We start from the raw sequence: 1307 nt of genomic DNA, 5'->3' as shown, positions 1-1307 counted from the left end.
GGCGAATTCCAGGGGTCGTCGCAACACAGTGATCATCTGGCTGTTGCCAGGAGCTTAGCGAGGCGCTCGGCTGGGGTTTCCCAGCCGAGCGTTTTGCGTGGTCGGCCGTTCAGCTCGGCCGCGACGGCGTCCAACTCCTCGCGGGTGTAGGGGGCCAGGTCGGTGCCCTTGGGAAAGTACTGCCGCAGCAGGCCGTTGGTGTTCTCGTTCGACCCTCGCTGCCAGGGGCTGCCCGGGTCGCAGAAGAAGACGGGCATGTCGGTGGCGGTGCTGAAGTCCTTGTGCAGGTGCATCTCGGAGCCCTGGTCCCAGGTGAGGGAGCGCCTGAGCTGGTCGGGCAGGGTCGAGACGGTCTCGATGAGCGCGTCCCGCATCTGTGAGGGTTGGCGGCCGTCGGGCAGGTGGACCAGGGTGACGAAGCGGCTGGAGCGCTCGACGAGCGTGCCGATCGCGGACTTGTGGGCCCGGCCGATGATGAGATCGCCCTCCCAGTGGCCTGGGATCGCGCGGTCGGTGGCTTCCGCCGGCCGGTCGCTGATCATCACCATGTCTTTCGACATGCGGGGCTGGCGCCGGTAGGACTGGCGGTGCGGTCTGCGCATGGTGCGTCCTGTGCGCAGGGCTTTGGCCAGCTCGCGGCGGAGTTCTCCGCGGCCCTGGACGTAGAGGGCCTGGTAGACGGTCTCGTGCGTCACATGCATCTCCGGCCGGTCGGGGAAGCGTGCCCGCAGAGCCTGGCAGATCTGTTCAGGGCTCCAGCGTCGTTCGAGGTGATGCTGGATGAAGTCGCGCAGCTCCGGGTTCTGGCCGATCTTTCCCGGCTTCGGGCGCGGGCGGCGGGCGTCGGCGCGGGACTGGGCGGCGTGCGGGCGGTAGACCCAGTCCTTGCCCCGCCACAACGCTCCGTTACGTCGTATCTCCCGGCTGATGGTGGACGGGCTCCGGCCCAGCTCGGAGGCTATCTGCCGGATCGACGCCTTCTCTCGCCGCCGGTCGGCGATGTGGATACGGTCGGCCTCGCGCAAGTACCGCGACGGGCCGGCAGAGGAGAGCGGCCTGCGAATCGGCGGCGCACCAGGCGTCTGCCCGGTGGCCTGGCGACCATGCCGCCACCGCTTGCCGGTACGCCGGTTGATACCGACGATCCGGCAAGCCTCTGTGTTGTTGAAGCCCTGATCCATGAGCCGGAAGTATTCCTCCCGCTCACGGACCAGGGCCTTGGGCCCCTGAGCCTGCCGGTTCTCCCGGATCCTGAAGTCCATCGCACCCCTTGAGCTGAGGTGTTGCAACGACCACTAGAACGGAAG

The 1307-nt window shown here is 68.0% G+C and carries 1 protein-coding gene; it reads right to left on the bottom strand.

The genetic code is table 11. The annotated features are described in order from the left end of the window. Nucleotides 1-32: 32 nt before the first annotated feature. Nucleotides 33-1262, bottom strand: coding sequence for an IS30 family transposase (locus AB0E05_RS36415; protein ID WP_361971909.1), 1230 nt, complete (start codon nt 1260-1262; stop codon nt 33-35). Nucleotides 1263-1307 lie beyond the last annotated feature (45 nt).

Source organism: Streptomyces sp. NPDC048057, assembly GCF_040653095.1.
Lineage (GTDB): Bacteria > Actinomycetota > Actinomycetes > Streptomycetales > Streptomycetaceae > Streptomyces.
Note: the sequence above shows the minus strand (reverse complement) of the source record. Positions and strands in the feature narration are given on the sequence as shown.